Raw genomic sequence first — 25,251 nt, forward strand, 5'->3', positions numbered from 1 at the left:
ATCAGCACAGGATTAATAGTCGGTGATTAATTTTTTGCGAGTTACCCACCATATTCTGCATATTTAGCGGATTTAGAAGCACATAACACTCGCATCACTAAACTTTTCAACCATCCGTTCACATCCTTTCATAATACGAACAAACCCGTTCATTTTGGTGCGTAACCATATTCACATCCAATCGTTACTATGCGCCACTCGAAATAACGCATCAAAACACGTAGATAAAGTGCGCAGGCTGGGTTTCCGAACACGTTTCAGGGAATGGCCCATCACTAACTACAAGAACATTATGGGTGTATCCATTTTTATGAAAAAGCTATTGCAAAAGCTGATGAAGCCGAGTCGCAAGTATCCAATCATTGCGCTGGTTCTGGTCGGTGCCGTCATTGCGGTCGCAGGTGTGGTCACGATGAACAAAACCTTTGAGGTGTTCTCTACCACGGAATTTTGTACGTCATGTCACACCATGCAGCAGAACTACGAAGAATATAAGCAATCTGTCCATTTCAGCAATGCGAAAGGTATTCGCGCTGAGTGTGTTGACTGCCACCAGCCAAAAGATTTCGCTGGCAAAGTCATGCGTAAAATGGGCGCAGTGACAGACCTATATCACCACTTTATCACTGGCAAAATCGATACTCCCGAACAGTTTGAGGAGCATCGCCTTGAACTCGCCCAGAAAGTCTGGGATCGCATGGCTGACGAGAACTACAAAACCTGTACGACTTGTCACTCTTACGACGCAATGGATCACAGCAAACAGTCGGTTCAGGCGATGAAAGAGATGATCCCTGCCGCGAAAGAAAACATGGCATGTGTTGAATGTCACAAAGGTATTGCTCACGAACTGCCAAACATGGCAGGTGGCTTCCGTAAGACATTCGAAACACTTGCAGCCTCTGCTATTGCCCCTGCTGGTGCGACGAAGCTTTACTCGCTGGAAGAAAAGAGCCTGTTCGCCACCGCCGATGCAAATGGCAAAGTGGAAGGTCAACTGCTGCCGGCTTCTGAAGTTGATGTCGTTGGCGAAGAAGGCGACATGCTGAAAGTGCGCATTCAAGGTTGGATCGAAACCAACGGTAAAGGCCGCGTCATGACCGAGTACATGGGTAAACGTGTATTCAAAGCGACCATTCGTGGTGACGTGAAAACGACTGAAACCGTGATTTCAGAAGAAGTTGATGCAGCAACCAATATTGCTTGGAAGCAAGTTGCGGTGAATGCCTACATCACCAAAGACGGCATGTTAGAGAGCATTGATCCTGTTTGGGACTATGCATCTGAAATGTACTCCTCTTCTTGTAACTCTTGCCACGCAGCACCTGCACCAGGCCACTTCACAGCGAATGGCTGGATTTCGAGCCTGAAAGCGATGAGCGCGTATTACCGCTTGAGCAAAACCGAAGAGCGTACTCTGCTGAAATATCTGCAGAACCACGGTAGCGACACCGGCGGTGCTGGCGCGCACTAATCGGTAAGGACTGTCCGCGAACAAGTCCGCAATCAAGAACAAATAATGGACAGGTGTTTTGACACCTGTCCAACCAACTTTTAAAGAATAAGGATTCCTACATGGCGACTGAAAAACTACAAGGCATTACCCGCCGTCGTTTTCTCTCTGGCATGTTAACCGCCAGTGCGGGTGCTGTTATCGGCGGTAGCCTATTAGCACCGCGTTCAGCAATGGCCGCAACTGACGTAAAAACCACGTTCACTGGCGACGTGATACACGGTTCTCACTGGGGTGCATTCCGCGCCAAAGTAGAAAACGGCATCTGGATTGACACCGTGCCGTTTGAGCACGACCCACACCCAACCGCAATGCTTAACGCGGTTCGCGAAGTGGTCTACAACCCTTCTCGCGTGAAGTACCCAATGGTACGCATCGATTGGCTGAAGCACGGCTGGAAATCAGACACGACACAACGCGGTGAAAACCGTTTCGTCCGTGTGCCATGGTCTCAGGCTCTTGATTTCTTCCATCACGAGCTTGAGCGTGTTCAGAACACCTATGGCCCTAGCGCACTGTACGCCGGTAATACTGGTTGGCAATCAGTCGGTAAACTGAACGTTGCGGGTACCATGATGCACCGTGGTATTGGTCTGCATGGCTCCTTCCTAGCGAAAATGGGTGACTACTCAACGGGTTCTGCGCAAGTTGTTCTACCTTACGTTGCTGGCGCAATGGAAGTTTACGAGCAGCAAACATCGTGGCCTGTCGTTCTGGAAAACGCGAAAACTATCGTGATCTGGGGCAACGACCCGGTTAAGAACCTGCAAGTTGGCTGGCAGATCCCAGACCACAGCGTATACGGTTACTACCAGCAACTGGCTGAAAAAGTGAAAGCAGGCGAAATCAACGTTATCCACGTTGACCCTGTGAAAACCTCTTCATACAAGTACTTCGGTGGCAAGCAGATTGCGGTTAACCCACAAACTGACGTGCCTCTGATGTTAGCAATAGCGCACACCCTGTATACCGAGAAGCTGCACGATGAGCAGTTCTTGGCTGACTACACCACAGGTTTCGACAAGTTCCTTCCTTACCTATTGGGTGAGAAAGACGGCGTGGCGAAAACCCCAGAATGGGCAGAGAAAATCTGTGGCATTCAAGCTGATGAAATCCGCGAACTCGCGCGCATCATGGCAGGTGGTCGTACACAGATCATGGCGGGTTGGTGTTTGCAGCGCATGCAGCACGGTGAGCAATATGCATGGATGATCGTCGTTGTGTCGGCAATGCTGGGACAAATTGGTCTACCTGGTGGTGGTTTCGGTTTCGGCTGGCACTATAACGATGCAGGTACCGTGACTTCAGCTGGCCCGCTAATGTCTGGCTTCAACTCAGTAACAGGCGTTGAACCTATCCACAACGGTAGCTACAACGGTTACTCAAGTTTCATCCCGATTGCGCGCATTGTTGACTGCCTTGAAAACCCAGGCGATACCATTGATTTCAATGGCCAAAAAGTCAAATTCCCGCACATTAAGATGGCCATTTCTTGTGGTAGTAACCTGTTCCACCAGCACCAAGATCGTAACCGAATGATCAAGGCATGGCGTAACTTGGAAACCTACGTGTCTATTGACCATCAGTGGACTGCGAGCTGCCGTTTTGCTGATATCGTTCTGCCTGCAACGACAACTTACGAGCGTAACGACATCGAGTCATTCGGTAACCACTCGAACAAAGGCATTATTGCGATGAAACAAATCGTAGAGCCAATGTTTGAAGCGAAAGACGATTTCGATATCTTCCGCGAGCTGTGCACCCGTTTTGATCGCGAAGAAGCGTTCACCGGTGGCAAAACCAAAATGGAATGGATCGAAGAGATCTATAACGGTGCACGTCTGCAAGGCCGTGGTATTGGCGTTCGCATGCCAAACTTCGTTAAATTCTGGGAAGAAGAACAATTTATTGCCTTCCCTCAAGGTACCGAGTGGGTTCGTCACCAAGCATTCCGTAATGAACCTGATCTTGAGCCACTGGGCACAGCATCAGGTCTGATCGAGATCTACTGTAAGACAATCGCAGACATGGGTTACGACGACTGTCAGGGTCACCCTATGTGGTTCGAAAAAGTAGAGCGTAGCCATGGCGGTCCTAAGTCAAAGCGCTACCCGCTGCACATGCAAAGCTGTCACCCTAACTACCGTCTGCACTCGCAATTGTGTTCGTCAGACGCGTTCCGTGACACTTACGCAGTCGCGGGTCGTGAGCCTTGCTACATCAACGCTGCTGACGCAAAAGCACGTGGCATTGTTTCTGGTGATGTGGTTCGTGTATTCAACGAACGTGGTCAGGTCCTTGCGGGCGCAGTCGTGACTGACGACTATAAAGCTGGCGTATGTCGTATTGAAGAAGGTGCTTGGTATGCGCCACTTGAAGGCGGCAAGCCGGGTACACTTTGTACTTACGGCGATCCAAACGTACTGACTGTAGACATCGGCACCTCTAAGTTAGCGCAAGCAACCTCTGCGCATACAGCACTGGTTGAGATTGAGAAGTACACTGGTGAAGCACCTGCAGTAACAGGCTTCAACGGCCCAATCAACGTTGACGGCGTTAACCCACTGTTCCCGGCGATGGATATCGCATAAGAGACAGTATGAAGAAAAGGGCAGCTTAGCTGCCCTTTTTTGCTCTATGTTAGATAGACTTAAAGTGCTTTTTTTCAACTAACGGAATGACAATGCAAGAATTTATTGCCATTAACGAACAACGTGCAGAATTTTACTGGTGGATGTCTTCCCTTTTCGCCAGTGAATTAACGCAAGATGATTTGAATAATTACCACGGCAGCAACATGGATAACTATTTTTCCGCGTTAGCCATGACCGAGGAATTGAAAGCACCGATCGTTGAATTTCGCAACGCGCTTGCCGCGCTAAAGCTCCGCGAAGATGCACAACTCGAGCTAGCCGCTGATTTCTGTGGTTTATTCCTCAGTACACCAAAAACAGGCGCATTGCCTTATGCGTCTATTTATATTGGTGAAACCGGTCTGTTGAACGATAAGCCCGCGCAAGAGATGGGTCAATGGATGGAAAAGTACGGCATTGCTCAACGTAAAGATTTCAATGAACCGTTTGACCATCTTGCGGTTGTGCTTGATTTCATAGGGAACTTGGTCATTCTTGCCAACAAGGAAACCGAAGAAGACCAACAAGAATCCATGATGCAAGAACAGCAAATATTTTTGGAAACCATGGTCATGCCGTGGCTAGGTAGTTTCCAAAAATCGCTAAACCAGTTTGATCAATTCGGTTTTTATAAAGCCGCTGGTGCATTGCTCACTGCATTTATCACACTGGATCTTTTGTTCCTTAAAGGCGAATAAAAAGGTGCCTATCTATACCCAAACAAATTCTCGCTAAACAAGCATTTTGAAGTGTTTGGTTATGATAAATGAAGCCGGGCAAGCCCGGTTTTTTCTTTTTTTGAGCTTGGAAAACAGAAAAAACCCGCTATTTCGCAAGCTTGATACGCATCAAGCTTACGCGAGTCGCTTCAATTGAATAATTGCGGGCGCGGTCATGAGCCAGTAAACTGTGAACGCAAGCGATTGGCATTGAGAAATTTCTGTAACATTACAAACGCCTCGTCATAGTGCCGCCGCAGCGTTCCCCCCTTCTCCCACACTTGATGGAAAGCAAGTTGCTGGCAGTGTCGATGAAACCTCGACGACAAGGGGATGAGAGTCCGTCTCTCCGCCTATAGAAAGAACGAATCCATTACGCCGCTTAGCATAGCGGCGTAAACATGTTGAGCAGCCACTATTTCTCAAGCTGCTAATGAAAACGATAAGAAGATTACCCAATGGCAACAATTAAAGATGTCGCACGCATGGCTGGTGTATCTACGACAACCGTTTCACACGTGATCAATAAAACACGCTTTGTCGCAGAAAACACAACCAAGAAAGTATGGGCCGCAGTCGACGACTTAAACTATGCACCGAGTGCAGTTGCGCGCAGCTTGAAATGTAACTCAACGCGCACGATTGGCATGCTGGTCACCAAATCTACCAATCCGTTCTTTGCGGAAGTTGTACATGGGGTAGAAGAATACTGCTACAAAGAAGGCTACACGCTTATCTTGTGTAACACCGAAGGTAACTTAGCGAAGCAACGCGACTACCTGCGCATGTTGGCAGAAAAACGCGTAGATGGCCTGTTGGTGATGTGTTCTGACTTGAATGAAGAACTTCTTATTCTATTAGAGAAAAAGAAAGATCTGCCGATGGTTGTGATGGATTGGGGCACGCAACATGTCAACACCGACTGCATTCAAGACAATGCCGAACTCGGTGGCTATATCGCGACCAAGTACTTTGTAGACAACGGCCATACCAAAATCGGCTGTATTTCAGGTCAGTTAGATAAACTCACCTGTCAGACGCGCTTGGCAGGCTTTAGAACTGCGTTGGCAGAAGCTGGCATTGAAGAAAATCCGAACTGGATTGTAGAAGCCGATTTTGAGTGTGACTCCGCAGTTGAAGCGGCAAAAGCATTATTGGCCCAAGAAGACCGCCCAACGGCTGTTTTTTGCTTTAATGACATCATGGCACTGGCTGCAATCAGTACCTTCCGTCAGGCCGGGTTAGACATTCCTAACGACATTTCTGTTATTGGCTACGATAACATTGATCTAGCCGCATTTTTCTCACCACCGTTGACGACAATTCATCAGCCGAAAAATCGACTGGGTAAAACTGCAATCAAACTGTTATTGGAACGTCTCGCCAATAAAGAGAACGAACAGCAGATTTTTGTTATGCAACCAGAGCTCATCATTCGCAGTTCGGTGAAAAATATCAACGCCGAGTAAAATACGCGCTCTCGCGGTACTTCTCTAAAAGCCCGACCACTTTTTGCGGTTGGGCTTTTTTTATTAACTGGCAAGTTTTCCGACTGACTCAACCTCATTATTGCGACTCACCTCTTAAAGGGTAAATTGCCTAGTTTTCTAGTGCTACCCTTAAACCCAGCTATAAAGTAGTCATCTTGGTCAAAAATACTTCAATTACAAAGACAACCGGATATTATCAATCACATCAATAAGATTCTATCTGAACCAAGATCACACTTTATGAGACCAGCAATAACGACAAAATGATGCGATTCAGTTAAGCTAAAACCCGTCAAGAAAAAGGCAAACCATCGCGAAAGCGTGGGACGCAAAGCTTCCGGCCTCACAACACTGATTTTATGTGTTGGTGGTAGCGGAGCTACCGATGACGTTAGCATTCACATACCGGATATTTCTGGTTCGTTGACAATTCTCTGAATTAGCTTTGCTACGTTGCTCCTTGACCATTCATCCAGGAACGTATTGATTGAGAATTAGTCACATGGATAAACCAACGCTAAAAAACACACTGAAGTTCTTCGAATGCCTTGGCAAAATCAAATCCCGCTCTATGTTTGGTGGGTTTGGTGTATTTTGCGATGAGACGATGTTCGCACTGGTTGTTAATGATCAGCTTCACCTTCGTGCTGGTCAAACGAATGAAGCTGAATTCAAACATCTGGCGATGAGCCCTTACGTCTACAAAAAACGCGGCTTCCCTGTTGTGACTAAATACTATGCTGTGCCTGAAAATTGGTGGGTAAAATCTGACGAGTTAATGGCCTATGCCACGACAGCACTCACCATTGCCAGAGACGATCAGCAAGAAAAAAAGACGGCGGCGCCAACGCGTATCAAAGATCTGCCAAACTTGCGACTCGCCACAGAGCGAATGCTAAAAAAAGCAGGTATCGATTCTGTCGAACAGTTGCAAACACAGGGCGCCGTGAGAGCTTATCGAGCTTTGCAGAAATCACACCAAGACACGCTTAGCCTTGAGCTACTTTGGGCACTGGAAGGCGCGATAGAAGGTAAACACTGGTCAGTGATTACGCCTCAACGCCGTGACGAACTTTTGCAAACCTTGCACCAGTAACGCCTCAAAACCCAGCTTTCATCCAGTCAGTACAACACTCCTTTTTGAGATTGTTCTGACTGGTCTAGATATCCATTTTCTCAGTTTTAATTGTCACCAGTACCCTATCAACGCCAACCTAATCGCACTCCATACTGTATTCACACTCAAAACATGACACTTCCTACTGCATTTTTACGACAATAAGGCTCACTAAACCGAAAATAACATCATGTTCCATTGCTTATTGGCTGCGGGACAAGCTATGTTTTCAGTCAAAAATACTCTCATTTCTTCAGATCTGTATTAAACCGCCAAAAAACCTCAAGAACACCATTAATGTGACACATGTCACATTGATGACAACAAATGCACTCAGTTGATTATCAATTGTTCGAAATTTGAACTAAGCCAAAAAGACAAGATAGATGAATGGCAACAATGAGATGCATTACAGCAAGCCGTTTCCCGATCAAATAGACAGAATATTTCGAGACCATTTTCGCAAATGGCCTAGACGATTCAAGTGGGCAGTGTTTTTTTGCTTCTTATTGCCGATCTCGTTTTATGCAGCCCTTGAACAGGGTATGTTTGCCCCTTCATTTTTAACGATTTTGGTCATTGTCTTCTTTGGCATTAACGCGACCGTTGTTATATGGGGTTTAAAAATGAACAGTTTCGCGCAGCGATATTGGCACAGGAACTACCATATCGGCGGTGCAACTACCCTAGCCATTGTTCCTTTGTCTTTGCTTATTGTTCAGTATTCTAAGTACTGCCTCTAGTTTATGGCTTCTCTGCGTCTTTCAGGCTGTCGTGACGACCATTCTTTAAACCAACGATAAGTCACCGCTATAACTCGAAAATTCAACCAACATGCATTCGTTGTCGTCATGCCCATTCCTAACGTTAAATCATTAATATTCATCAAATTACCGTACACTCCCTTCTAGACGAGCAGCCTAAAAATGCCCCGAGCATCGAAAAATTTGAGGAAGCATGTAATTAATTTCTCTGCCCTCAGGTCTTTATCACCAAGCAAAAATACGGAACGGTCGGAAACTTATGCGTCACGTGTTGTCGATTGTCGCAAGAACATTGTCGGGTCACAGAGTCGGTAAATAATTGTATTAATTCATTGAGATAATACGTTTTTTCTCAATCCAGTTTTAAACTTTTGCCATAGTTAACACAGTGACTAATTTCACAGGGTACGAACATTCCTGACGGTGTTGAACAACGTTATTACGAAAGGATTTCAAATGAACAAACAGAAGTTGAGCATTATCTTTGTCATTGCAGCCATATTTGTAACTTGGTTTGCTTTTGATCTGGGTGCACTTTTTACACTCGACAATGCCAAAGCTCAGCATGAAGCATTGAAAGACTCCATTTCACAGAATTTCCTCACCGCCAGTTTGGTTTACTTCCTGGTGTATATCACCATGACTGCCCTTTCTCTGCCCGGTGCCGCAATCGCAACACTACTCGGTGCGGCTTTGTTTGGGTTTTGGTGGGCATTACTGCTGGTTTCTTTTGCCAGCTCAATTGGCGCAACACTCGCGTTTTTGGTTAGCCGTTTCTTATTGAAGGACTCTATTCAAAACAAGTTTGGCAACAAGCTTTCGACCATTAACGAAGGCATCAAAAATGATGGTCCTTTCTACTTGCTGACACTTCGTTTAATTCCTGTCTTTCCGTTTTTCATTATCAACCTGCTGATGGGCTTAACGCCAATCCGCACGCTAACGTTTTACGTTGTGAGCCAAATCGGCATGTTGCCGGGTACAGCGGTTTACATCAACGCCGGTACGCAATTGGCACAAATTGATTCATTGAGCGGCATTGTGTCTCCCGGTGTGTTGCTGTCGTTAGTGCTGCTCGGTTTATTCCCAATTATTGCAAAGGTCATTATGAACTTTATCCAAAAACGCCGTGTGTACGCGAAATGGCAAAAGCCCGTCACCTTTGACCGAAACCTGATTGCCATTGGCGCGGGTGCTGGCGGTTTGGTCACGACCTATATCGGCGCGGCAGTGAAAGCCAAAGTCACTTTGATTGAAAAACACAAAATGGGCGGTGACTGTTTAAACACGGGTTGTGTCCCATCCAAAGCCCTGATCCGCGCGGGACACTCTGTGCACGAAATCAACCGCGCCAAAGAGTTTGGGGTGAATGCGGGTGAGCCGACGGTCGATTTCAAACAAGTGATGGGTCGAGTACATCAAGTGATCGCTGATATCGAACCTCATGACTCCGTAGAGCGTTATTCAAAGCTTGGTGTGGAATGTATTCAAGGTGAAGCGAAAATCCTCTCTCCGTGGGAAGTAGAGGTAAACGGAGAACGCTTGACCACAAGGAACATTGTTATCGCAACGGGTGCTCGTCCTCTCGTTCCAGGCATCCCTGGCCTACAAGAGGTGAGCTATTTGACCTCTGACAACGTGTGGGAGCTACAAGAACTGCCTAAGAAACTCTTGGTACTCGGCGGTGGTCCTATCGGCGCAGAACTTGCGCAGAGTTTCTCTCGCCTTGGTTCGAACGTCACCTTGGTAGAAATGGCTGACCAACTGCTTATTCGTGAAGACGCGGACGCCGCAGCGTTAGTCGTCAAAGGTCTAACGGAAGATGGCGTAAATATCCTTCTTGGGCACAAAGCGACCCGCTTTGAGAAAGATGGCGACAAGCAACGCGCTTATCTTGATAAGAACGGAGAAGAAGTCGTCGTTGAATTTGATCATGTTATGCTCGCTCTTGGTCGCGTTGCAAATACCAAAGGCTTTGGCCTTGAAGACATCGGTGTTGAACTTACCGAGCGCGGTACCGTCAAGGTGAACGATTATCTGCAAACCAATTACCCCAACATTTTTGCGGTGGGTGATGTTGCAGGCCCATTCCAGCTGACTCACGCTGCGGGTCACCAAGCATGGTATGCCGCAGTGAATGCTCTGTTCGGTGACTTTAAGAAATTTAAGGCCGATTACTCTGTCATGCCAGCCGCCACCTACACCGCCCCCGAAGTGGCACGTGTTGGTATTAATGAAAAAGAAGCCATTGCCCAAGGGATTGATTACGAGATTGCCCACTACGGCATTGACGATTTGGATCGCGCCATTGCTGATGGTGAAGATCATGGTTTTATTAAGGTCATCACCCCCAAAGGCAAAGACAAGATTCTCGGCGCGACCATTGTCGGCTCACATGCTGGGGACTTGCTCGCAGAATTTACCCTTGCGATGCGACATGGCCTCGGTTTGAATAAAATTCTTGGTACGGTTCACCCCTATCCCACCATGAGTGAAGCGACGAAATACACAGCAGGTGTTTGGAAGCAAAACAATGCGCCGCAGGGTTTGCTTGTTTGGGTAGAGAAATTTCACGCTTGGATGCGTAATGAGTCAAAAAGCAATGGCTCACAACCAATCAAAAAGGAAGATTAAGCACAATGAACTTCACATCAATCGTCACTGCATGTGCGCTCGCTTTTAGTTCGGTCAGCATGGCTGCTGACCCGTCTAACTGGGAACAGATTGAGAAAGATGCCAAGGGGCAAACGGTTTACTTTAATGCGTGGGGTGGCAGCCAAGAAATCAATGCCTACCTACGCTGGGCAAATGAAGAGCTTGAAATCCGTTACGGTGTCACTATTCAACACGTTAAAGTGTCCGACATTGCAGAAACCGTTAACCGTTTAGTGGCTGAGAAAGCCGCAGGTAAAACCGAAGGCGGCAGTGTCGATATGGTTTGGATCAACGGTGAGAACTTCAAATCTATGAAAGCAAACGGTCTATTGTTCGGACCGTTTACAGAGCAGCTTCCTAATTGGCGAATTGTCGATAAATCGCTTCCTGTAAAAGAAGACTTCACAGAACCCACAGAAGGCCTTGAAGCACCATGGGGTGTGGGTCAATTAGTGTTTATTCATGATGAGAAAACACTGGCGAATCCACCTACCTCATTTGTCGAAATGCTGAGTCTGGCAAAAGCCAACCCGGGGAAAGTCTCCTACCCGAAGCCACCGCAATTCCACGGTACAAGCTTTTTAAAAGCCGCTCTGCTTGAGTTAGCCACTGACACAACACCGCTGTATCAACCGGTTGATGAAGCCCAGTTTAGCAACATCACCGCGCCACTTTGGGCGTATTTGGATGAGTTACATGCGGTTGCGTGGAGAAATGGCAAACAATTCCCTGCTGGCAGCACAGAAACCATGCAATTGCTTGATGATGGTGAATTACTGTTAGCCATTACCTTCAACCCGAACGCGGCAGAAACGGCGGTTAAAAACGGCACCCTCGCGCCATCAGCAAAAACCTTTGCCTTTGATAGCGGCGCACTGTCGAACATTCACTTTATGGGTATTCCATGGAATGCCAATGCCAAAGAAGGCGCACTGGTTGCGATTAACTTCTTGATGAGTGAAGAAGCACAGTCTCGCAAAGCGAACAGTGACATCTGGGGCGATCCAGCGGTTGTTTCGCTAACCAGCGTTGGCAGCAAGCCACTGTTCAAGTCTCAGGCTGAACCGCACCCAAGCTGGCAAGTCGCGCTAGAAAAAGCATGGCTTGAGCGTTACGGCCAGTAACGATAATGTACCAAACATTATCAATTGCTAAGGGGTAAATATGTTACGTCTGCTGTATCTGATGACGCTGACAGTGTGTTGTTTACCCTTAATTCCGGGGCTGGGTGGCGTGTTGCTTTCTGCCACCAGCTACCTTCCCGTTTTAGGGTTAACCGAACCCAATCTTGATGGCTGGTATGCCATGATGGCTTGGCCGGGTAGCGGAAAAGCCCTGCAACTCACGCTTTTTACAGGCGTAACCGCTACCTTATTAGCGGTACTGATTACCTTTCTGATATTGCAGCGTTGCTGGGGAACATCAGGATGGAGCCGAATAGAAAAATGGCTCTCGCCTCTGCTCGCCATGCCCCACGTCGCTTTTGCCATTGGCTTTGCCCTCACCTTCGCCCCTTCTGGTTGGTTGTTTCGTTTCTTCGCACTGTTTACGCAAGAAACAACGCCCTACACATGGTCCTTGGTGCAAGACAGCAACGGTATCGGGCTAGTAATCGCCCTTGCGATAAAAGAGACGCCCTTCTTGCTGTTAATGAGCTTGTCGGTACTACGCCAAATGCAGGTTGATCGCTTACTCGCGGCGTCGCAAAGTTTAGGCTACAACCGAAGCGCAGCATGGCTAAAAGTGGTATTGCCTCAATGGCTACCCAAAATGCGCTTCCCGATCTACGCCGTGCTGGCTTACGGCTTGTCAGTGGTTGATGTTGCCATGATCCTTGGCCCTTCTTCACCGTCTACGTTCGCTGTGTTGGTGTGGCAATGGTTCAATGACCCTGACCTACTAGAACTCCCCCGCGCAGCCGCAGGGGCGATTACGCTGTTTATATTGTGCTTTGGCACACTGTCTATATATCGACTGCTAGAGTTCATATTGATTTGCGGCTGGCAAAACTGGCAATTTAGCGGCAGCAAAATGTTTCATCTTCCCGGTAAACATTTGTTCAAGCTGGTCGCGGTACTGCCCTTTTTGATGATCCCTATTTTGTTGGTGTGGTCTTTTGCATTTCGCTGGCGCTTTCCGGATATTTGGCCGACACGTCTTAGCACGCGCTTTTGGGAACAAGAAGCGTCGAACTTATTAGCGCTCGCGGCAAACAGCCTGATCCTTGGCTTAGTCTCTGCCACCGTCGCGCTGATTTTTGCAGTAGGGTGTTTGGAGTATCGAGACAAATACCATCAATCAGTGCCGCAGTTGGTCATTGCCATTCCCATGTTGATCCCTCAGTTGTCTATCTTGTTTGGTATTCAAATCGCGATCTACATTCTGCCGGGGCAATGGCATGTCCCTGCTACGATTTGGGCGCATATTCTCTTTGCATTCCCGTATGTGTACTTAGCGTTAGATGGCCCATGGCGTTCTTTCGATCAACGTCTGACACAAACGGCGAGAAGCTTAGGTCACAGTGCCACAAAAGCATGGTGGGCAGTGAAACTACCCATTGTACTGCCTGCCATTTTACTCGCATGGGCCGTCGGTCTTAGCGTCAGTTTCTCCCAATATTTGCCGACGCAACTGTTAGGTGCAGGACGTATCACCACATTAACCACAGAGGCCGTTAGCCTCGCCAGTGGACAAGACCGCCGCATCAGCGCGGTATATGGCTTAATCCAAGCCTTTCTACCTCTGGTATTTTTTGGCCTTGCACTCGCTGCCAGCCGATTCGCCGACCCTCGTCGTCGCCTTGCAAAGCAAGAACAAACAAGAGACACAATGAATGAGTTTGTCCGTACAAAACCTGACTATAAAATCTAAGCAATCCACATTGCTTCAAGCCATGTCTTTTGACGTCGAGAACGGCGACATTCTCTCGATCATGGGCCCAAGTGGTTGCGGTAAATCAACATTACTCAGCGCCGTTGCAGGTCATCTTTCGCCTGAATTCAGTTGTCAGGGCGATATTCGCGTTAACGATAAAAGCATTTTGGCATTGCCCGCAGAAAAGCGTGCCGTCGGTATTCTGTTTCAAGATGATCTGCTTTTCCCGCACCTTAGCGTGTGGCAGAACTTGGCGTTCGGTTTACCCGATACCATGAGCGCCACAGAGAAAAAAGAACGCGCCCTCGCAACGCTAGAAGAAATCGAACTGGGAGATATTGCCTACAAAGCGCCCGATCAGATTTCCGGCGGTCAACGCGCGAGAATCAGCCTAATGCGTACTCTACTATCACACCCAAAAGTGATCCTGTTGGATGAGCCTTTCAGCAAACTCGACAAACCGCTTCGAAAATCATTTCGTGCCTTCGTGTTTAAACAAATCAAGAACAGAAACATCGCGGCCGTGATGGTGACGCACGATGAAGATGATGTCCCCGTGGAAAGCACATTGCTGAATTGGCCCGTTGCGCCTGAAAACGCACCATCTGCATCATCCCCTCGCGTTGGCTTCCTTAGACCGGAGCAAAAACATGCTTGATCGTTATGCCATTACCCTTATTCGCTGGCCCCTCAAACAAGCCGCCAAGCTGCCTGACAAGATTGGCCTAACCGCCAATCAGGTGACCGTATCCGGCTTTCTGATCGGCATGCTGGCACTCCCCGCTATTGCGATGGAGCATTATTGGTTAGGGCTTTTGTTTATTGTGCTAAACCGGGTATTTGATGGGCTCGATGGTGCGCTAGCGCGTCGGCAAGGCATTACCGATGCAGGCGGGTTTCTTGATATCACGCTCGATTTTCTGTTTTATTCCATGATCCCGTTTGCATTCGCCTTGGCAAACCCTGAACAAAACGCCGTCGCGGCCACCTTTCTTGTGTTTTCGTTTATGGGGACAGGTTCGAGCTTTCTGGCGTTTGCCATCATGGCGAGCAAGCGAAACATCGAAAACCCCGTTTATAAAAGCAAATCACTTTATTACATTGGTGGGCTCACTGAAGGCACAGAAACCATTGCGTGTTTAGTCCTGTTTTGTCTTTTCCCGAACTACTTTGCGGAAATTGCTTGGACGTTTGGTGCACTCTGTTGGGTAACAACAGCGACCCGAATTTGGGCGGGTTACAACACGCTAAACACGCGTGCTGATTAAGCAAAAAAATAGCTGTCTCAAAGAACACATCACTTTGGTGATCATGCTTTGACTAGCACAAAAAAAGACCAGCACGAATGCTGGTCTTTTATATATTCAAAACAGAGAAGAAGATTACTCTTGGTCAGATTCTGCTTCCAGCCGACGCTCTTTTCGTAATCTCGCTTCTTCCATCACAGCATTAATTTCGGCCATCAAACCATCAACGTCGGCGTCCTCGCCATCGTCTTCATATACACCCGTTAACTCGGTATTTGGCGTGAGATCGCCAGCTTCATACAAAGCCCACATCTCTTTCGCGTATTGCGTACCGATAAGCTCAGGCGCATATTGGCCATAATAGTTCGTCATGTTATTCACATCACGTTCTAGCATCCATTTAGCATTGTTGTTTGCTGATGCGTCGACCGCTTGTGGCAAGTCAATAATGACAGGCCCAAGATGATCAACCAGTACATTAAATTCCGATAAATCACCATGAATAATGCCTTCACAAAGCATTCGAACAACATCTTGGATCACGGTACCGTGATCCCTCAACGCTTGCTCTTTCGTTAAGGTGACATCATTCAGGCGTGGTGCAACGCTGCCTTGGTCATCAGTGACCAGTTCCATCAATAGCACGCCGTCAACACAACCGTACGGCGTAGGAACACGAACACCTGCTGCGGACAGCGCATACAGCGCATCCACTTCGGCGTTTTGCCACACTTTTTCTGCTTCTTCTCGGCCAAATTTAGAGCCTTTAGACATCGCCCTCTCACGGCGACTATCACGGACTTTGCGTCCTTCACGATACGCGGCGGCTTTCTTGAAGCTACGCTGATCGATCTCTTTATACACCTTGGCGCAGCAAATGTTTCCGTTGCTTGAAACAACAAAAACGTCAGCTTCTTTGCCACTCATTAGCTGAGAAATCACTTCATCAACCATGCCATCCTCAACCAATGGCAATAATCTTGTCGGTATCTTCATTCCACCTTCGTACGTGAATAACCCCGCAAACATGCTTTTCACTTGGGGCGACAGTGATTGAGGCACAATAGTGGGACAGACGAAAGAAGTAAAGAACCAACAACAATGAAGCGCATTTAGTCGTTTAAAACACCCAAGTCACGATGAAAAACACGATTTATCGAAGATAAATGTCATTTACCATCGTTACCATATTGAGCAACTGCGTCCATCAAACCGTCGTATTGCGATGCATATCATGACTACAATGATCTTATGGTGATCTTGTAACCGTTGGCAAACGTAGCCACTGTTATGACGTAATTGAAAGGTGTACTTATGTTTTCATTATTCAAGAAAGACCCAACAAAGAAACTACGCACGCGCTATAACGCAACCTTAGAACGCGCCATGCAAGCACAGCGTAACGGCGATATGCATGCTTATGCTTTTATAACCGCAGAAGCAGAAGAGCTTTGGAAAGAGATTGAACGCGTTGAAAGCGAAGCCAAGTAGTTGTCTTTCATTTTATGCTGTGTCGTTTTAGGTCGCTTTCTATCCTGCTGTCTTACCGCTTTTTCATTTGACGCTATTGGACTGAAAGTTATCCCAATGTGCAGTCCCGTTGCCCAATTTTGCGACAATAAAATCTAGGAACACCCTCACTTTCGCTGGTAAATAGTGGCGTTCTGGGTAAACGGCATAAAGGTTTTTAAAGGGCATTTCATAGTCTTGAAATAATGCGATTAACTCGCCCTTTTGGATAGCATCTCCGACGACAAAAGTAGGTAACCTGCCCGCTCCCGTTCCCGCCATCACTGCATCACGAAGCGAGGCACTATTGTTCACGCGATAATTACCAGTCACCCTCACTTTAAGCACATCTCCAGTTACGGACTTAAACTGCCATACATACGCATTGTTGGAATAGCTGTAAATAAGACAATTCACATCCACCAGCTGATGAGGCGTTTTGAGCTGATGTTGATTTTTTTGATAAAAAGACGGGGAAACACACACGACGCTATGTAACGGCACCAAACGGCGCGCCACTAACGTAGAGTCTGATAACTCTCCGCCCGTGCGTATCGCCAGATCAAAGCCCTGCTCAACGAGATTAATTTCACTGTCATCCAAAATAAGGTCAATGTCTAGTTGAGGATATTGTTCAAGAAATGCAGGAATAAGCGGCGCAATGTGCAATTGGCCAATCGTCATCGGCAACAGGATTTTCAATCGTCCCTTTGGCTCACCTTGCATTTCACCCACCGCATCTTCGGCTTGCTGCGCTGCACGGTTGGCTTGAGCGGCATATTCATAATATCGCTCCCCCGCCTCGGTAAGGCTTAACTTTCTTGTTGTTCGGTGGAACAAACGCGCTCCGAGTTGCTCCTCTAACTGAGTGATGCGCTTACTCACCGCCGATTTAGAAACACCTAGCACTTGCGCGGCACGAGAGAAGCCCTCACTGTCCGCGACTGCGACAAAAATTGGGATCGCATTAATCGTATCCAAAAAATCCACCCACTCTATTGTTGAGAAAAACTCAACCCAGAGTCTACATGTAACCATATTGTTAATACAAGGTCCTCGGTATAAAGTTTCACCATCGACTTAGCACATACCAGCTGCAAATTGGAGATCCCTATGGTGCGCTTAGAACATGTAAACCTTGTTATGGAAGACATTCAACCCACACTGGCATTCTTACTCACTGCATTTCCGCAATGGCGAGTGCGTGGGGAAGGCGATATGACGTGGGGTTTTGGTGACAATGCCTCCACGCGTCATTGGCTGCACGTCGGCGACGATGATTATTACCTGACGCTAAACGACAGTGCCGTCGGTAACATTCGAAGTGTCAAAGGCATCGAGCCAGGCGTCGCACATATCGGTTTTGTGGTGGACGACCTTGAAAGCATCATTGACCGCTTATCACTAAAAGGCTTTAGCGTTGATATCAAAGGCCGCCACCATCCTTTCCGACAAACGGTGTATTACAACGATCCCGCCGGCTTTCAGTTTGAGTTTATTCAGTACAACAGCGAAAAGCCTTCAGAGAAAAACATGTATGGCGGCGAAAGTGGTGAGCTTGAAAAGAAACAGACAAACAAAATAACAACCAACGCATAAATAGAGGTAGAACAGCATGGACAACCAACAAGTCGACACCCTAGTACGCAACTTATACCAAGCCGTAGACAATAAAGACGTCGATTATCTAAACGCCGCACTGAGTGAGCAGAGTCGTTTTCGTCTGGGTAACTACCCAGAAGTGACGAACAAAGCTCAGATTTTGGAGGGGAATCGCCAGTTTTTTTCCAGCATAGAATCCATGAAACACACCATCGATGACATTATGTTTCAAGGTTCTGATCATACGGATTCTACTCGTATCAGTTGTTTTGGTACCGTGGACTATGTGAGATTAGATGGCAGTGAATACTCAGCCGTTTTCTCTACGTTCTTAGATGTGAAAAATGGGTTGATTGAGGACTATTTGGTTTTCGCAGACATTTCAGGTTTATAAAACGCACGTAAAAACCGAGCTCTGTGCCGTACTCGGTTTCTCAATTTTGACATGACTGCCCTTCCTACTATTATGCTCTCGCCCACTCCGCATGCGATTAACATGCACAAGCATATCGCCGAAGGCTTAAGTGCTAGTCGTTTGGGCTTGAAGCCAATACATCCTTTGACCTCACCACCAGCACGGGTGAGTTTATGTTGGGTGGTCACGTCCATGTCGGGCTTTAAACACACAAGAATTTGTTAAGCCCTATTAAGGCTTCAAAGAAAACCAGATGTCATTTATCAAACATCACTTCGCCAGCATCGGTCCCATCAGGATATTGTCCTGTCCACATACCCACTTTCTCACCTGAGCGATAAAGACCCGTCCACATTGCAGTCTTACTCTTTCGAGGAATAATGGTTTGCCACTCCCCCTCTTCTTTGCCATCCATGAAGTTACCTTTCGACCAAAGCGTTCCGTCTTCCATGTATGACTCTGAGGGTCATGTTGAATACCGTTGGCATAGGTGTCCAATCGATCTAACCCGCCCAATCGGTAGTATTTTTTAACTTCACCATGATATTCGCCCTTCTTGTTATAATTAAAGACGCGCTTACCATCCCAATCATGTTCCCAATAACCGTATTTCGCGCCCTCAAAATATTCACCTTGTTCGATGATTTCGCCAAACTGCGTCACCGAAAACTTGCCATGAGGAACACCTTGTTTATAGTGCTGCTTCCTCGCTTTATGATCCACGAGTTGAGTGAAATACAGGTTGTGGTATTTGCCATCAATGGTTTCTGTGCGATGGGTTAGCTCGCCTTCGTCAAAAAACTCAGTCAGCTTCCAAGCCTTACTTTCATCTTCCTGACGCCTTGAAATGACAACACCCTTTCGATATCGATATTCATCACTGATGCGTTCGCCGTTTTCATTGAAACTCACAGAAAGATCGAAGGTTTTCTCGCCTTGTTGATTGAGTTCTTTTTTCGCGATCAAACGACTGTCAGTGTTGTATTCATAAATGAACTCGACCATATCGCTTTGCTTGTGAAACACACGCTGCTCACCCACTTTCTTTCCATTTACATAAATAAATGTTTTCGTGGTATTTCCGGCTTCGTCATATTCAGTGGAAGCGCCGTGTAGTTCACCAGCGACATAGTGTTGCTTAGAAGACAATTGGCCGTTGGCATGCCAATTCAGCGTCACACCGTGCTCTACATTGTTCTTGTAGTTTTGCTGTTGAATTTTGTTCCCGTCTTGGTCGTACCGATTAAACACACCTTCATACTGACTAAATGCGGATTGACCTTCACTCTTTAGCTGACCGTCAAAATAGTACGCTCGGTATTTTCCATGGCGCTGATCATGTTGAAAGTTCATCTCGTCATTGACATTGCCATTTGGGTAGTAGCTAAACATTGGCCCATGCTGCTCTCCATCCAGCCATGTGGTCAAAGACCTGACAGAACCGTCATACTGATAGCTGATACTTTCACCCGTTTGTTTTCCATTCAGCATTTCAAATTCTTCAGACACGTGACCATTTGAATAAAAGACCTTTTGCGCCCCATTCAAAACACCGTTTACATAGTGTTGTTCTTTATTTAAATCGCCAGATGAGTATGTCTGCTTCAATCCGTGCTCTTTGCCTTCGCTATTTTTGTGTCCCTTAAACTTAATAGCCCCAAGCCATGTATAGAACTCATAGTCTCCCACGATGTTTGCTTTCGCAGGTTCTTTTCCATTGAAGCCACCTTTAAAATAGACAGTGTCGTCGTCAATAAAATAGACCACCGCAGGCCACTTTCCTTCTTTCTCTGTCAGTGACTCCGTCATGTAGTACGTGGCTTTCTTATCACCCGTCACTACCTTTAAATTGGCATCAAGTAATACTCGTTCGGCAAAAGCGGGTGAAATCATGCTCAACGATATAATCATGAGTGAAATTAGAGTAAAAAAGCGCATCAATCCCTCGTTTATGCTTTTGACTAAATGGGTTTCACATTAAAAATGGCACCCTTTTGGGTGCCAAGATATTGCACGTGCTATGTCTATGGTTACTTGTCGTCACCAAACAGGAATGACGACGAGTTGTCTTCGTCATTGTTCTTCACATATGTACCCATGTCATAACGTTGCGTCTCGTAAATATGACCATCGGTTCCATAAGTGTCGACATCGCCATCCAGCTCACCATCGACATAACGCTCAACGCGTTTTACATCGCCGCTTTCGCCAAAGTAGTAGAATGTTCCTTGCTTACGACCTTGAGTATCAAACTGCTGGCGACCCAATTCATAACCCGCCGCTGATTGCGCAAACCACTTTCCGACTTTATTGCCCTGTTGATATTCGCCTGACCAAATCACAACATCGTACTCATAGTCTTCTTGATGTTGCCATTGGCCGTCTCTTTGACCACCAACATAGTTCCCCTTAGCGAGTAACATGCCTTGGTTGTTATAGTTTTCGGTCAAGCCATGACGTTTGCCATTGAGGTAATGCTCCGACGTGGTTTGCTGACCACTCGCGTTCACCTGGGTCAGTTCGCCATGTAATTGGCCTTTGCGGTTGTAGTTCTCAGTGCGTACGGTGCCATCGAAGTGCATAACCCAAGCACCGCTTTTCTTACCCTGATGGTAAGTGCCACTTTCTACTGGTTCACCCGTTGACGAAACAACAAGGCGCTTGCCATGGCGCACCCCATGTTGGTAATGGGTCGTTTCTATGTTGTTTGTGTAGACATCCAATTGGATAAAAGCCTTGTTTCGTTTTCCGTTAACCTCTTCCGAGCGACGAGTTAGCTGGCCATTGTTGTCAAAGCGCTCTTCCAACTCCCACTTCTTCTGAGCATTTGTTTGAATACGCGAAATCAGCACACCGTCGCGATATTTCTTCTCATCGCTGATTTCTCTTTGGTTGGGGTAAGAGGCCACATATTCATAGTTGATGTCACCATCTTTGTTGAATCGAAGTTTGGACGTGACATTGCCATGATCGTTTATGATGGATTCTTCTTGCAGAGCATCAGTTTGATCGAAATAAAAGCGCTGAGTACCGCGCTGTTTTCCTTTAACGAGGTGGTTAACGCGCTCTAGGTTGCCCGATTCATAATAGTGAGTCACCGCACCGTGTTGCTTTCCCGCAACGTAGTTTTCTTCATAGCGCAATTTGTCTTCTACATACCAGCCACGAACAACACCATGCTTCTTCCCCTTTTTATATGGCGTTTCTAAGTACACGAACCCCTTTTCGTTGTAGGAATAACCCACCCCTTCTTGCTTGTCATTTACATACGGGAGCTGATGCGAAAGTTGGCCGTTTTTATAGTAGCTAGTGTATTCGCCATGCACTTTATCCATCTTGTAGTGGACCTTGTAACGAATGGCACCACTCGGGTAGTAATACCATTGAACGCCATCGGATTTCCCATCCACAAAGTGAAAGCGGTGTGACACCGTTCCATCTGCGAAGTAATGGATGTTCTCTCCCTCTTTGATGCCATTACGATTCGTATACTCTTCTTCAACGCTACCATCTGGATAGAAACTTCTATTTATTCCATGCCTTTTACCCGCAAGAAAATCAGCTTCTTCAATTAGCACGCCGTTTTCGTCATATAAACGGGTTAACCCTTCGTACTGCCCCTTGTCATTGCGGCCACCCGTTGTCAGTAGGTTTCCATTTTCACGATAGATCTCATAGTCACCCACCGATTTCCCTGTAGAGATATCAGCGCTATTCAAGGTACCTTTGAAATTGAGTATTTCACCACCTTGGAAATAGACGGAGACGGGCCATACACCATCACTTTCAACCATAGGTTCAGCAAGATAATAGCTAGCTTCAGGCTCAGAACTGACAATATTCCAATCGACATCAAGCCAAACTGGGGCAGCCCAAGTAACTGTCGCACTTAACCACGAAACGAGGGCAAATATGCGGATTAATAAGTACTTCATCGTCTTATCCTTTCGCCAGCGGTGGGAACATTGTCACGAAGACTCTCTCTAACGGCTCACCCTCCACACTGAAGTGCTCAATGCGAGAGATCTTGCCTGACATTTTGATGTAGGTTCCATCAAAAAGAGCCTCTGAAAGCGGGCTATCGCCTGCAGTCAGCGCTTTGCCATATCGATCGATGGGTGACAAAGGTTCACCATGTTTATTGTAGATTCGGTATCCGCTGATGAACTGTTTCACTGATTGCTGAGGGTCAAAATCGACTACCTTACTCACATCAATCAGCCAAGGAAATGGACTCGGGGCAAGCGCCATCTCTTCCCATGACGGCGTTCCTTCACACGATAAACGCGTTGTAACTTTCATGTCATAGAAATAGCGTCGTATGCCATCTGGCGTCGTAAATTGATACGCCGTCGTGTTGTCTTCAATCTTTGTCGGCCCACCCGCTACGTCATTGCTTGTTTTCGGTTGCGGTTTCCATACCAAAGGATGGCCGCTAACGTGCGGCGTATTATCAATACTAAATTGGCACACGTTCTCCCATACATAAGGCAGTGCAACGACCGCGTTGTGAGGAGATTCGGTATCGATGTGCAGGTCATGGTTAAAATCAAACGTTGATTCTGACTCGCTTGACGTTGCAAGGTCTTCCGCGTCAAACAAATAACTCTCTGAAGGCACTAGACCCATAGGCGGCATTTCAGCACTGGACAAGAACCACGCTTGATCCCAAAAAACTACTTCACGTGTAAAACTCGGTACTTCGCTTTGACTATGCACAATGAAGGTCACTTCAGTGGGTGCTGAAATGAGCTTCACTGCAATAGCATTCTGTTGGAGAACTGAATTTCCTAAGAAGCTGAGCATTTGTTTTGAACTCGGGGCCAACCACGACGGGAGGTTAGGATCTGATGGAAAGCTGATTTGACCTTGAAGTCCGCCGACAGTTAACGCTAATCGGCTATTAACAGTATTCTTATATTCAAGTCGGTACTCATTATGTGTACCTGTAACCAAGGTGGCAGTAAGCGTTATCTCTCCCAACTGGAACGTTTGTGTTTTCCCACCAGTCCACGGTACGTTGTAACGTGTCTCCGAAACGTTGTAGTAATCAACGTAAGCAGCAACGGTTTCCAGATCATTTAGCTCTCGCTCGATCTGCCACCCCAAGGGCTGAATATGCGCTGAGACATTCATCCCTTCATCAATGAATTGTTGATCTAGCGGTGCAGAAAATTTCACCTTGGTAGGTTGACCGTCGATATAACCTCTAACATCGCGAAATGCGATTCGCCCGATCTGTTGCTGCTTAGCGATGTCCGTCGGGTACGCAAGGCGAAAACCCGCCTCTTCTTCAAGCAACATACCGCGAGGATAAGGTAGAACGTCCTCCGCAGTCAGCATCTCGTTTGTTGGCTGCCCCTTAGATAACGGAACAATATCAAACCAATGCTGCTCTTCATCGTAATAGGTGTTGTAAAAAATCTCAGCGAAAGTCCCTACCGATTCATCTTCAGAGTGCATGGCAAAAGCGAATTGCGTCATTTTGGTTTTGCCATAAACCTCTACGGGAATATTCATCACAAGAAGCATCTTTTCTAACCAACCGGTAGATCGATTGATTTCGATTTGACCAAACAGCTGTTTTCCTAAAACGTTTTGTTCTACCGAAGAAGCCTCTGTGCCTTTAGAAGACATTGTCGCAAACACCGTTTTTTCAGAAACACTCTGAACCGTCAATGTGACAGGAACGCCTTTAACGTTCGTCAATTGCACTTCGCTGCCAACCTTCACCGGAATGGATTGGATGAACCCCGGCGCGTTAATGGTTGATTGCAAGCTGTTCATCAAGATCTGACCACCCCGCTTAACAAACGACTCCCACTGGTCTTTATTTCTTGCTGTAAAATCGGTCAGTTCTCCGCTTTCCGAATTCAGCGAAACATCAAACCCAGCGCTAAATATTTTCTGTATCTGCGGGTTACGTTTGGACGAATCGACACTTGAAAAACCCGAATGCCCTGTCGAAAATTGCAAGTGCTCAGGAGTAACATGCAAGCTCAGAGCATCTCCCGTTTGTTCCACTTTATAGTGAAGTAAACTCTCACTGAGCATCACTGTTTCAGGGTTAGTCGCCACATCGCGGGTGGTATGTGCATATGCCCAGTAGCGTTTTTCATCACCTATTTCTGGGGAAAAAGTGACAGATTCACCACATGCTGTCAGAGTGAAAATAATCGGTAATAAAAGAGTCTTTAAATAATTATGTGGATACATCCATATATTCCATAACGAAGTAAATGATCAACTCGAACCAGCGAAATAAAAGGTAAGTTAAATTGCTGGCCAAGCATTTTAGAATGCGTGAAAACGTTATTTAGTGACGCTAACACTGGCGAAGAGCAAACTGTATCTGCTTTCTATCCTGATTCTGTAAGCTACCCAGCTTTAGCTCGTGTAAGATATAGCCCCGCGCTAACAGACGTTCCTCAACGCGCGCTATATTTACACCACAACATATTGATTTAAAACTCGCTTCTAGATTTCTGCGCTGACTTCAAAGATTGCACTGCACCTAAATGAAATCGGCCAAAAAACACACATTTTTAGCGAAAATATTTAACATTCACGATAAATACAACTGGCCAACTTTAAAGTGTTACATAACATGTCAAAATGAAATAAAACATGGTGAAATACCATTAGAACAGCGATGAAAAAGAAGGTGGAAATATAATTAACACACTTTACGAACAACTATCTTTATCTAGAAA

Annotated in this window: 18 protein-coding genes and 1 riboswitch; of the genes, 13 read left to right on the forward strand and 5 right to left on the reverse strand. The window is 46.6% G+C overall.

The genetic code is table 11. The features are described from left to right. Nucleotides 1-310: 310 nt before the first annotated feature. The 10 genes from torC to AC3CIC_RS09050 all read left to right on the forward strand — a co-directional run bounded on the left by torC (nt 311) and on the right by AC3CIC_RS09050 (nt 15,033). A complete protein-coding gene (gene torC, locus AC3CIC_RS09005) occupies nt 311-1,474 on the forward strand; it encodes a pentaheme c-type cytochrome TorC (RefSeq protein WP_463471149.1) in 1,164 nt (387 codons plus the stop codon). Between the two features lie 101 nt (nt 1,475-1,575). After that, a complete protein-coding gene (torA, locus tag AC3CIC_RS09010; protein WP_488514375.1) occupies nt 1,576-4,104 on the forward strand; it encodes a trimethylamine-N-oxide reductase TorA in 2,529 nt (842 codons plus the stop codon). A gap of 92 nt (nt 4,105-4,196) precedes the next feature. Continuing rightward, a complete protein-coding gene (gene torD / locus AC3CIC_RS09015) occupies nt 4,197-4,844 on the forward strand; it encodes a molecular chaperone TorD (RefSeq protein ID WP_488514376.1) in 648 nt (215 codons plus the stop codon). Between the two features lie 479 nt (nt 4,845-5,323). After that, complete coding sequence (gene purR, locus AC3CIC_RS09020) at nt 5,324-6,334, forward strand: HTH-type transcriptional repressor PurR (protein ID WP_488514377.1); 1,011 nt, start codon at nt 5,324-5,326, stop codon at nt 6,332-6,334. A gap of 313 nt (nt 6,335-6,647) precedes the next feature. Beyond that, a riboswitch (cyclic di-GMP riboswitch) is annotated at nt 6,648-6,742 on the forward strand. A 115-nt stretch (nt 6,743-6,857) separates the two neighbouring features. Continuing rightward, nucleotides 6,858-7,451, forward strand: coding sequence for a TfoX/Sxy family DNA transformation protein (locus AC3CIC_RS09025; protein WP_488514378.1), 594 nt, complete (start codon nt 6,858-6,860; stop codon nt 7,449-7,451). A gap of 1,241 nt (nt 7,452-8,692) precedes the next feature. Further along, entirely contained in the window at nt 8,693-10,870 is a 2,178-nt protein-coding gene (gene lpdA, locus AC3CIC_RS09030; RefSeq protein WP_488514379.1) for a dihydrolipoyl dehydrogenase, read from the forward strand. A gap of 5 nt (nt 10,871-10,875) precedes the next feature. Beyond that, entirely contained in the window at nt 10,876-12,015 is a 1,140-nt protein-coding gene (locus tag AC3CIC_RS09035) for an ABC transporter substrate-binding protein (RefSeq protein ID WP_488514380.1), read from the forward strand. Between the two features lie 40 nt (nt 12,016-12,055). Then, entirely contained in the window at nt 12,056-13,762 is a 1,707-nt protein-coding gene (locus AC3CIC_RS09040; protein ID WP_488514381.1) for an ABC transporter permease, read from the forward strand. Then, entirely contained in the window at nt 13,725-14,423 is a 699-nt protein-coding gene (locus tag AC3CIC_RS09045) for an ATP-binding cassette domain-containing protein (RefSeq protein WP_488514382.1), read from the forward strand. Before AC3CIC_RS09040 ends, AC3CIC_RS09045 begins: the two co-directional genes overlap by 38 nt. Then, nucleotides 14,416-15,033, forward strand: coding sequence for a CDP-alcohol phosphatidyltransferase family protein (locus AC3CIC_RS09050; protein WP_488514383.1), 618 nt, complete (start codon nt 14,416-14,418; stop codon nt 15,031-15,033). The genes AC3CIC_RS09045 and AC3CIC_RS09050 overlap by 8 nt, the downstream gene beginning before the upstream one ends. A 114-nt stretch (nt 15,034-15,147) precedes the next feature. Here the strand turns inward: AC3CIC_RS09050 and AC3CIC_RS09055 are convergent, their stop codons facing one another. Continuing rightward, the gene (locus AC3CIC_RS09055; protein WP_026023945.1) at nt 15,148-16,008 is read right to left on the reverse strand and encodes a PA4780 family RIO1-like protein kinase; all 861 of its coding nucleotides are present in this window, start codon (nt 16,006-16,008) and stop codon (nt 15,148-15,150) included. Between the two features lie 318 nt (nt 16,009-16,326). Between AC3CIC_RS09055 and AC3CIC_RS09060 the strand changes: the two genes are divergently transcribed. Further along, nucleotides 16,327-16,503, forward strand: coding sequence for a DUF6435 family protein (locus tag AC3CIC_RS09060; RefSeq protein ID WP_017004013.1), 177 nt, complete (start codon nt 16,327-16,329; stop codon nt 16,501-16,503). 63 nt (nt 16,504-16,566) lie between these two features. Here AC3CIC_RS09060 and AC3CIC_RS09065 read toward each other — a convergent pair whose 3' ends face one another. Next, nucleotides 16,567-17,502 (reverse strand): LysR family transcriptional regulator, encoded by a 936-nt coding sequence (locus AC3CIC_RS09065; RefSeq protein WP_488514384.1) that lies wholly within the window; start codon nt 17,500-17,502, stop codon nt 16,567-16,569. Between the two features lie 132 nt (nt 17,503-17,634). Here AC3CIC_RS09065 and AC3CIC_RS09070 point away from each other — a divergent pair, with 132 nt between their 5' ends. Both AC3CIC_RS09070 and AC3CIC_RS09075 read left to right on the forward strand, forming a co-directional pair. Further along, nucleotides 17,635-18,120 carry a VOC family protein gene (locus AC3CIC_RS09070; RefSeq protein ID WP_488514385.1) on the forward strand — a complete coding sequence of 162 codons (486 nt, stop codon included), beginning with the start codon at nt 17,635-17,637 and terminating at the stop codon, nt 18,118-18,120. A 16-nt stretch (nt 18,121-18,136) separates the two neighbouring features. Then, nucleotides 18,137-18,517 carry a nuclear transport factor 2 family protein gene (locus tag AC3CIC_RS09075; protein WP_488514386.1) on the forward strand — a complete coding sequence of 127 codons (381 nt, stop codon included), beginning with the start codon at nt 18,137-18,139 and terminating at the stop codon, nt 18,515-18,517. 291 nt (nt 18,518-18,808) lie between these two features. Here the strand turns inward: AC3CIC_RS09075 and AC3CIC_RS09080 are convergent, their stop codons facing one another. From AC3CIC_RS09080 to AC3CIC_RS09090, 3 genes are all read right to left on the reverse strand, one after another. Next, the gene (locus AC3CIC_RS09080; RefSeq protein WP_488514387.1) at nt 18,809-20,476 is read right to left on the reverse strand and encodes a toxin-antitoxin system YwqK family antitoxin; all 1,668 of its coding nucleotides are present in this window, start codon (nt 20,474-20,476) and stop codon (nt 18,809-18,811) included. Nucleotides 20,477-20,568: 92 nt separating this feature from the next. Beyond that, on the reverse strand, nt 20,569-22,473 hold the full coding sequence (locus AC3CIC_RS09085; protein ID WP_488514388.1) for a toxin-antitoxin system YwqK family antitoxin: 1,905 nt from the start codon (nt 22,471-22,473) through the stop codon (nt 20,569-20,571). Nucleotides 22,474-22,477: 4 nt separating this feature from the next. After that, nucleotides 22,478-24,754: a hypothetical protein gene (locus AC3CIC_RS09090; RefSeq protein ID WP_488514389.1), complete on the reverse strand. Its 2,277-nt coding sequence runs from the start codon at nt 24,752-24,754 to the stop codon at nt 22,478-22,480. Nucleotides 24,755-25,251: the final 497 nt, after the last annotated feature.

This window comes from Enterovibrio sp. QJM3NY_24, from assembly GCF_057786035.1.